Below are 373 nucleotides of genomic sequence, written 5' to 3'. Positions count from 1 at the left end.
ACTGTCACCACTCTGAAATGAAATCATTACCCGACGCTCCTTCTCAAAATACTTTTATAGTTTACCATAAAGCCACATAAAAAAAGAGCATGGAGGGATTCCACACTCTTAAACTAGCCATATTAAACACTTAAATATTGACTTACTTTCTCTTCCATTAAGTCCTCGCCTTCATATACAATTCGTCCTTTATCCATCACATAAAAGTAATCAGCTACACTTTTGGCAAAGTCAAAGCTTTGTTCAACTAGCAAAATTGACGTATTGACTTGGCTTCTCTTTATATCTTTAATAACTTCTTGAATGTCACTTACGATATTGGGCTGAATCCCTTCAGTCGGTTCATCTAGTAATAAGCAGCTCGGCTCAGCTA

1 pseudogene is annotated in these 373 nt (G+C 36.5%); it reads right to left on the bottom strand.

The annotated features are described in order from the left end of the window. Window positions 1-122 precede the first annotated feature (122 nt). Window positions 123-373 (bottom strand): annotated as a pseudogene (locus tag KH400_RS22325) (ABC transporter ATP-binding protein); the annotation flags it as partial.

This window comes from Desertibacillus haloalkaliphilus, assembly GCF_019039105.1.
GTDB lineage: Bacteria > Bacillota > Bacilli > Bacillales > KJ1-10-99 > Desertibacillus > Desertibacillus haloalkaliphilus.
This window is presented reverse-complemented; position numbering and strand designations above follow the sequence as displayed.